We start from the raw sequence: 8,475 nt of genomic DNA, 5'->3' as shown, positions 1-8,475 counted from the left end.
TCGCCGGCGTGGACGTCGGCCGGGAGCGGGACGTCGGTGGCGAGGAGGTCGCCGGCCTCGCAGTGGCGGCCGGCGATGGTGACCTCGCGTGGCGGGGCGGTGGCCGGGCGGCCGACGAGCCGGGCGGTGTAGCGGGCGCCGTACAGCGCGGGCCGGAGGTTGTCGCTCATGCCGCCGTCGACGGCGACGAACGTGCGGCTGGCCTGGTGCTTGACGGTCAGGACGCGGTAGAGCGTGATGCCGGCGCGGGCGACCAGCGCGCGGCCGGGCTCGATGGCCAGCCTCGGGACGGGCAGCCGGTGCCGGTCGCACTCGAGGCGGACGGCGATGTGCATCCGGCGGGCGAAGCAGTCGAGGTCGAACCCGGTGTCGCCGGCGTGGTAGCGGACCGCGTGGCCGCCGCCGAGGTTGAGCAGCGGCACCACGATGCCGTGCTCGTCGCGGATCGCGGCGAGGAGGGCCACCATGCGCCGGGCGGCCTCCTCGAAGTCGGCGACCCGGGTGAGCTGCGACCCGATGTGGCAGTGCAGCCCGGCCAGCTCCAGCGCCGGCTGTGCGAGGACGCGCCGGACCGCCTCGGCGGCGGACCCGCCGGCGAGGGAGAAGCCGAACTTCTGGTCCTCGACCCCGGTGGCGATCGCGTGGTGGGTGTGCCCGTCCACCCCCGGCGTCACCCGGACCAGCACCTGCTGGCGGGCCCGCGCGACCGCGGCGAGCTGGTCGAGCTCGTCGAACGAGTCGACCACCACCCGGCCGACCTGCCCGGCCACCGCGGCCTTGAGGTCCTCCGGCGACTTCGCGTTGCCGTGCAAGGTGATCCGCTCACCGGGGAACCCGGCCCGGCGCGCGACCGCCAGCTCACCGGCCGAGCACACGTCCAGGCCCAGGCCCTCCTCCCGCATCCACCGCGCCACCGCACGGGTCAGCAACGCCTTGCCGGCATAGGAGATCTCCACCTCGGGGAGTGCCGCGCGGTAGGCCCGGCACTGCCGGCGCACCTCCGCCTCGTCGAGCACGTAGGCGGGCGTACCGAACACCGCCGCGACGCGCGTCATCGACACGCCACCCACGACCAGGTCACCCGAGTCGTCCAGGCGGGCACTCGCCGGCCACACACCGGCCACCAACCCGGCCCGCTCGAAACCACGGAGACTGGGCAGGAGATCGATCAGGGTCATACCCCCAGCAAACCCCCGCCCCTACCGGCCCGGCACCCACGCCGACACCATCTTGACGACGACGGACCAGTTCCTAGCGCGCTGGTGATGATCGGCCGCGATCCTGATGCCCGGCTACGACCCTGATGCCTGGCCGCGGGCTTGATGCCCTGCCGCGATCCTGACGGCTGGCCGCGATCCTGATGGCGGGCTGCGGGGCTTGATGCCCGGCCGCGGGCTTGTCTCCGTCGTCGTCCGGTGGCTGTGGCCGGTCAGCCGACGTGGACCAGGGGGCGGCGGTCGCGGTCGGGTTCGGCGCGGCGGAGCACCTCCCGCGTCAGCGGCGGGATGTCGCCGTCGCCGGAGAGGAGGTAGCGGAACGCGTGCGGCACCGGGTTCCCCTCCATCCACGCGAAGTAGATGTGCGGCACCTTGCCGGTCACGTCGCGGATGTGCAGCAGCAGCGCGGCGATCGCGTTGGGGATGGTGGAGCTCTCCACCTTCAGGACCCGGTAGCCGAACCGCTCCTCGCCGTGCACGGTCAGCTCGGTCTCGAACTCGGAGGCGTCCTTGATGGTCACCTCGAGGAACAGCACCGGCGCGTCGTCGGGCAGGTGGTGGAACTCCTTCTGCTCGGCCTCCTTCTCCCGGTACTCCTGCTCGTCGCGCGCGTCCGGCTCGTTGGCGATGATGTTGATCTCGTCCCAGGTGGCGGCCTCCTCGATGAACCGCTGGGCCGTCTCGTCCAGGACGATCTCCGTGGTGCGCAGCTCGGTGGAGCGCATCGCGCGGGAGACGAACGAGGTGAGCACGATCGCCGCGATGAAGAACGACGCGATCTTCACCCCGTCCGGCCGTTCGACGATGTTCGCGCCGGTGGTGTACAGGAACACCACGGTGATCAGTCCGAACGCGACAGTGGCCCGCCGCGCCCCACGGCGCCGGGCGCTCAGCGTGACCGCGAGGGCGGCCGAGGAGATCAGCACGAGCACCCCGGTCGCGTACGCGCCGCCCTGGGCGTCCACGTTCGCGTCGAAGATCAGGGTGATGACGAACGCGATCGCCACGAGCACCAGGACCAGCGGCCGGGGGGCCCGCGTCCAGTCCGGCGCCATCCCGTAGCGGGGCAGGTAGCGCGGCACGAGGTTGAGCAGCCCGGCCATCGCCGACGCACCGGCGAACCACAGGATCGCGATCGTGGACGTGTCGTAGACCGTGCCGAACACGTCACCGAGATAGCCGTGCGCGAGGAAGGCCAGGGCCCGGCCGCTCGCCGCCCCGCCCGGCCGGAACTCCTCCTGCGGGATCAGCACCGTGGTGAGGAAGCTGCTGGCGACGAGGAACACACTCATGATCACCGCGGCGGTCGCCAGCATCCGCCTGCCGTTGCGGATCCGGCCGGCGGGGTGGCGCGGGTCGTCGTCGGGCGCGCCCTTGATCTGGGGCATCACCGCGACCCCGGTCTCGAAGCCGGACAGGCCGAGCGCGAGCTTGGGAAACACCAGCAACGCCACGCCGATCATCAGCCACGGGCTGGCGTACTGGCGCACGAGGAGGTTGTGCCAGTCGGCCACCACGTGCGGGGCGGACAGCACATGCCCGAACGAGACGATCACGACGACCAGGTTGAGCGTCAGGTACACGCCGACCAGCACCACCGCGATGCCGATCGCCTCGGTGAACCCCCTGAGGAACACCGCGCCGAGCAGCGCGATCAGCACGAGCGTGATCAGCACCTGCTTGCCACCGAAGAAGTGCGGGACGAACGGGTTCTCCATCACGTGCGCCGACGCGTCGGCGGCGGACAGCGTGATCGTGATGATGAAGTCGGTCGCCACGAAGCCCAGCAGCACCAGGATGACCAGCTTGCCGCGCCAGCGGGGCAGCAGCCGTTCCAGCATCGCCAGCGAGCCCTCCCCGTGCGGGCTCTCCTGCGCGACCCGCCGGTACACCGGCAACGCGCCGAACAGGGTCAGCAGCACGAGCACGACCGTGGCGATCGGCGCGATGACCCCGGCGGCCAGCGCGGCGATGCCCGGCTGGTAGCCCAGCGTGGAGAAGTAGTCCACGCCGGTCAGGCACATGACCTTCCACCAGGGCTTGCCCTCGTCGTCGCGGGGCAGCCGGCCCGGGCCGGGATGCCGGCGGTACCGGTGCGGCATCCCCGCCAGCAGCCAGCCGCGAAAGCCCCGCTGGTGCTGCTCCTCGGCGGCACTCGTCACAAGCGGACGCTAACGCGATCCCAACCGGCCCGCGCGCCGGTGACGTGTTGGTGGCGTCGGGGACCGACCGGCACCCCGGGACTACAGCTCGAAGCGGTAGCCCATGCCGGGTTCGGTGATGAGGTACCGCGGGTGGGAGGGCTCGGGTTCCAGCTTGCGGCGGAGCTGGGCGAGGTACACCCGCAGGTAGTGGGTGTTGGCCTCGTACCCCGTGCCCCACACCTCCTGCAGCAGGTGCTTCTGGGCGATGAGCTTGCCCCGGTTGCGGGCCAGCATCTCCAGCAGGCCCCACTCGGTCGGCGTCAGGTGGACCTCGGCGCCGTCCCGGTGCACCTTCTTGGCGAGGAGGTCGATCGTGAACGTGTCGGTCTCGATCACCGAGTCCTCGCTGCCCGACAGCGACTGGATGCCGCGGCGGACGGCGGCCCGCAGGCGGGCGAGCAGCTCGTCCATGCCGAACGGCTTGGTCACGTAGTCGTCGGCGCCCGCGTCGAGCGCGCGGACCTTGTCGGCGGCGTCGGTGCGGGCGGACAGGACGATGATGGGAATCGAGGTCCAGCGCCGCAGCTGCTCGATCACCGCCGTGCCGTCCAGGTCCGGCAGGCCGAGGTCGAGGACGATGACGTCCGGCTTGCCGTCGGCGGCCGCGCGCAGGGCGCCGGTGCCGTCCGCGGCGGCGAGCACGTGGTACCCGCGGGCGGTGAGGTTGATCCGCAGCGCGCGGACGATCTGCGGCTCGTCGTCGACCACCAGGACCGTGGTCATGCCAGCACGCCCTCCCCAGTCTCCGCGATGGTGCCCGCCGGGTCCGCCGGGTCCCCGGTCTCCGCGGGCAGCGAGATGACCACGGTGAGCCCGCCGCCCGGGGTGTCCTCGGCACGCAGGGACCCGCCCATGGCGTCGACGAACCCCTTGGCGACCGACAGGCCGAGGCCGACCCCGCTCGTGGCGTCGCGATCGCCGAGGCGTTGGAACGGCTCGAACGCCGAGTCCACCGCCCGCTTCGGCAGTCCCCTGCCGTGGTCCACGATCCGCAGCTCGACCCGGTCGGCGTAGGCGCTGGCGCGGACGGCGATCGCCGGCTCGTCCGCGCTGATCTCGCCGTCACCGTCCACATCGACCTGTCTGGGCACCGCCAGGACGCCGTAGCGCAGCGCGTTGTCCACGATGTTCGCCACGACGCGTTCCAGCAGCCCGACATCCGCCCGGACCTGCGGGAGCTGCTCGTCGACGTCCACCGTGACCCCGTCCCGGCCGTCGAGTCCGGCCAGCGCGCGGGCCACCACCTCGTCGTAGCCGACGGCCCTGAGCACGGGCCGCACGACACCCACGGCCAGCCGGGAGGAGTCGAGCAGGTTGTCCACCAGGTTGGTCAGCCGGTCGGCGGACTCCTCCACGGTGGCCAGCAGCTCGCGGGTGTCCTCGTCGGACAGCTCGAGGTCCTCCGCGCGCAGGCTCCCGATCGCGGCCTTGATCGACGTGAGCGGCGTGCGCAGGTCGTGCCCCACCGCGGACAGCAACGCCGTCCGGAGCTTGGTCGTCTCCGCCTGGTGCCGGGCGTCGGCCGTCTCGGTGGCCATCCGCTGCTGGCGCAAGGCCAGCAGCGCCTGCCCCGCGGCGGCCTCGAGGACCCGCCGGTCCCGCGCCGGGACCTGGCGACCGCGCAGCGCCAGGTGCACGTCGGGGGTCACCGCGACGTCCACGTCCGCCTCGTCGGGCTCGGCACAGGGTTTCTCGCCGACGCACGCGACGCGGTGCCAGTCGCCGTCGCGGTTCTCGAGCAACGCGACCGAGGTGAGGCCGAAGTTCTCCCGCACCTTCTCCAGCAGCGTGGGCAGCGGCCGCGGGCTGGTCAGCACGGTGCGCGCGTAGGAGGCGACCAGCGCGGCCTCGGTGCGTGCCTGGGCCGCCAGCTCGGCGCGGCGGGCCGCGCGGTCGACGACCACCGCGACCATGACGGCGACCACGACCATGATCACCAGCGTCAGCGCGTTCTCCGGGTCGGCCACGGTCAGCGAGTAGATCGGGGGTACGAAGAAGAAGTTCAGCAGCAGCGCGCTGAACACCGACGCGAACAGGGCGGGCCCGATCCCGCCGACCAGCGCCACGATCACCAGCGCGAGGAAGTAGTCGACCACGTCGGTGGTGGGGGTCAGCTCGTTGCGCCAGATCGCGCCGGCCAGCGTCGCGAGCGCGGGCAGCACGACGGCGAGCGCCCAGCCGAGCGCCGTGCGCGACCTGGTGAGCGGGCTGCGGGCGCGGCGGCTGCGGCGCCGGCCGCCGCCGGACTGCTCGTGGGTGACCGTGTGCACGTCGATCGGGCCGGACTCCTGGACGACCGCGGCCCCGATGCCCTCGTCGAACGCCCGGGCCCACCGCGACCGCCGCGAGGTGCCCAGGACCAGCTGGGTGGCGTTGACGCCGCGGGCGAAGTCCAGCAGCGCGGCGGGCACGTCGTCGCCGACCACGGTGTGGAACGTCGCGCCGACGTCGTCGGCGAGCCGGCGCAGCCGGCCCACCGCGCCCGGGCCGACGCCGGTGAGCCCGTCGCCGCGCAGGACGTGCAGCACCAGCAGCTCCGCGCCCGCACGGGTGGCGATCCGGCTGCCCCGCCGGATCAGGGTCTCGCTCTCCTTGCCACCGGTGATGGCGACGACGACCCGCTCCCTGGTCTCCCAGGTCTCGGTGATGTCCTTTTCGGTGCGGTAGCGCCGGAGTGCGACGTCGACCTGGTCGGCCACCCACAGCAGGGCCAGCTCGCGCAGCGCGATCAGGTTGCCCGGGCGGAAGTAGTTGCCCAGCGCGGCGTCGATGCGGTGGGCGGGGTAGACGTTGCCGTGGGCGAGGCGGCGGCGCAGTGCCTCCGGGGTGATGTCGATGAGCTCGATCTGCTCGGCGCGGCGGACGACCTCGTCGGGCACGGTCTCCTGCTGGTGCGCGCCGGTGATCCGCTCGACGACGTCGTTGAGGCTCTCCAGGTGCTGCACGTTCACCGTGGAAAGCACGTCGATGCCCGCCGCGAGCAGCTCCTCGATGTCCTGCCACCGCTTGTCGTTGCGCGAGCCGGGCACGTTGGCGTGGGCCAGCTCGTCGACGACCGCGACCTCCGGCTTGCGGGCGAGGATGGCGTCGAGGTCCATCTCGTCGAACTCGCGCCCGCGGTACTCCAGGTGCTGGCGTGGCACGACCTCCAGGCCCCGCAGCAACGCCGCCGTCTTGGGCCGCCCGTGCGTCTCGACGAGACCGGCCACCACGTCGGTGCCCCGCTCGAGCCTGCGCTGGGCCTCGCCCAGCATCGCGAAGGTCTTGCCGACACCGGGCGCGGCACCCAGGTAGATCCGCAGCTCACCCTTGCGGACCTTCCCGGGCACCGCACCGTCCGGCGAGGTCACCGTCTGGCGGCCTGGACGGCCAGGTTGAGCTTCAGCACGTTGACGCCGGGCTCACCGAGGACGCCGAGGCCGCGGCCGACGGTGTTGTCCTTGACCAGCGCGCGGACCTGGTCCTCGGTCAGGCCGTTCTCCCGCGCCACGCGCTTGACCTGCAGCTCGGCGTAGGCCGGGCTGATGGCGGGATCCAGGCCCGACGCGGACGCGGTCACGGCGTCGGCCGGCACCTGGGCCGGGGAGACGCCCTCGCGCTTGGCGATCAGGTCCTTGCGTTGCTGGATGGTGGCGAGGAGGTCCTTGTTGAAGGGCCCCTTGTTCGACCCGCCGGAGGTCGACGGGTCGGCCGGGCCGAGCGGGTCGGGTGAGCCGTCGCCGTCCAGGTCCAGCGCCACCGCCGAGGGGCGGTTGTGGAACCACGGGTCGTGGTTGGGGTCCTTGGCGACCGGGTCGATGCCGATCAGGTCGGAGCCGACCTGCTGTCCGGCCACGGTGACCACCGAGCCCTCGGCGTTGGCCTGCAGGCCGGGGAGGCGGCTCACGGCCCACACGCCGAGCGGGTAGAGCACGCCGGTGATCACGGTGAGCAGGAGCAGCACCCGCAGGCCCGCCATGGTCTGTTTGTACAGCGAGTTCATGGGTTCACATTCCTGGGATGAGTCGGACCAGCAGGTCGACGAGCCAGATGCCGGCGAACGGGGTGACGACGCCACCGAGGCCGTAGATCAGCAGGTTGCGGCGCAGCAGCGACGACGCGCTCGAGGGCCGGTACCGCACGCCACGCAGCGCGAGCGGGATCAGCGCCACGATGATCAGCGCGTTGAAGATCACCGCGGACAGGATCGCCGAGCTCGGCGAGTGCAGGTGCATGACGTTCAGCTTGTCCAGCTGCGGGTAGATGCCCGCGAACATCGCCGGGAGGATGGCGAAGTACTTGGCCAGGTCGTTGGCGACGCTGAACGTGGTGAGCGCGCCGCGGGTGATCAGCAGCTGCTTGCCGATCTCCACGATCTCGATGAGCTTCGTCGGGTCGGAGTCCAGGTCGACCATGTTCCCGGCCTCCTTGGCCGCCATGGTCCCGCTGTTCATCGCGACGCCCACGTCGGACTGGGCGAGCGCCGGCGCGTCGTTGGTGCCGTCACCGGTCATCGCGACCAGCCGGCCGCCCTCCTGCTCCTTGCGGATCAGCGCCATCTTGTCCTCGGGCTTGGCCTCCGCGAGGTAGTCGTCCACACCGGACTCCGCGGCGATGGCCTTGGCCGTCAGCGGGTTGTCGCCGGTGATCATGACGGTCCGGATGCCCATCTTGCGCAGCTCCGCGAACCGCTCCTTCATGGCCGGCTTGACCACGTCGGACAGCCGGATGACGCCGCGGACGACGGCCACCCCGCCGACCCGCTCGGCGCAGACCAGCGGCGTGCCGCCGCCGGCGCTGATCCGGTCCACGGCCTCCTCGACCTCGACCGGCACCTCGCCGCCCTGGTCGGTCACCCACATCCGCACCGCGCTGGCCGCGCCCTTGCGGACCACCCGGTCGCCGAGGTCGATGCCGCTCATCCTGGTCTGCGCGGTGAACGCCACGAAGTCCCCGGCCCGCTCGGCCGCGCTGGGCTCGACGGCCAGGCCGTGGTTCTTCGCGACCAGGTCGACGATGCTGCGGCCTTCCGGGGTGCTGTCGGCGAGGCTGGACAGCCGCGCCGCGGCCGCCAG

6 protein-coding genes are annotated in these 8,475 nt (G+C 72.3%); all 6 read right to left on the bottom strand.

All coding sequences use genetic code 11. The features are described from left to right. Positions 1 to 1,178, bottom strand: a 1,178-nt coding sequence (lysA, locus tag VGD70_RS31480) for a diaminopimelate decarboxylase (protein ID WP_331087805.1), incomplete at its 3' end; no start/stop codon positions are given. Positions 1,179 to 1,429: 251 nt separating this feature from the next. Continuing rightward, on the bottom strand, positions 1,430 to 3,379 hold the full coding sequence (locus VGD70_RS31475; protein ID WP_331087803.1) for an amino acid transporter: 1,950 nt from the start codon (positions 3,377 to 3,379) through the stop codon (positions 1,430 to 1,432). 81 nt (positions 3,380 to 3,460) lie between these two features. Beyond that, on the bottom strand, positions 3,461 to 4,144 hold the full coding sequence (locus VGD70_RS31470) for a response regulator (RefSeq protein ID WP_331087801.1): 684 nt from the start codon (positions 4,142 to 4,144) through the stop codon (positions 3,461 to 3,463). After that, positions 4,141 to 6,771 (bottom strand): sensor histidine kinase KdpD, encoded by a 2,631-nt coding sequence (locus VGD70_RS31465; RefSeq protein WP_331087799.1) that lies wholly within the window; start codon positions 6,769 to 6,771, stop codon positions 4,141 to 4,143. Before VGD70_RS31465 ends, VGD70_RS31470 begins: the two co-directional genes overlap by 4 nt. Continuing rightward, a complete protein-coding gene (locus VGD70_RS31460; RefSeq protein ID WP_331087798.1) occupies positions 6,768 to 7,403 on the bottom strand; it encodes a potassium-transporting ATPase subunit C in 636 nt (211 codons plus the stop codon). The genes VGD70_RS31465 and VGD70_RS31460 overlap by 4 nt, the downstream gene beginning before the upstream one ends. A 4-nt stretch (positions 7,404 to 7,407) precedes the next feature. Further along, a partial coding sequence (kdpB, locus tag VGD70_RS31455; RefSeq protein ID WP_331087796.1) for a potassium-transporting ATPase subunit KdpB occupies positions 7,408 to 8,475 on the bottom strand: 1,068 nt, incomplete at its 5' end.

It is taken from the genome of Actinophytocola sp. (assembly GCF_036402745.1).
Taxonomy (GTDB): Bacteria; Actinomycetota; Actinomycetes; order Mycobacteriales; family Pseudonocardiaceae; genus Actinophytocola.
The sequence above is the reverse complement of the archived record's forward strand: the minus strand, read 5'-3'. Positions and strand labels throughout refer to the sequence as shown.

Coding starts and splice junctions, on each gene's coding strand:
- VGD70_RS31460 (WP_331087798.1), bottom strand. CDS start 7,403: ATGAACTCGCTGTACAAACAGACCATGGCGGGCCTGCGGGTGCTGCTC.
- VGD70_RS31470 (WP_331087801.1), bottom strand. CDS start 4,144: ATGACCACGGTCCTGGTGGTCGACGACGAGCCGCAGATCGTCCGCGCG.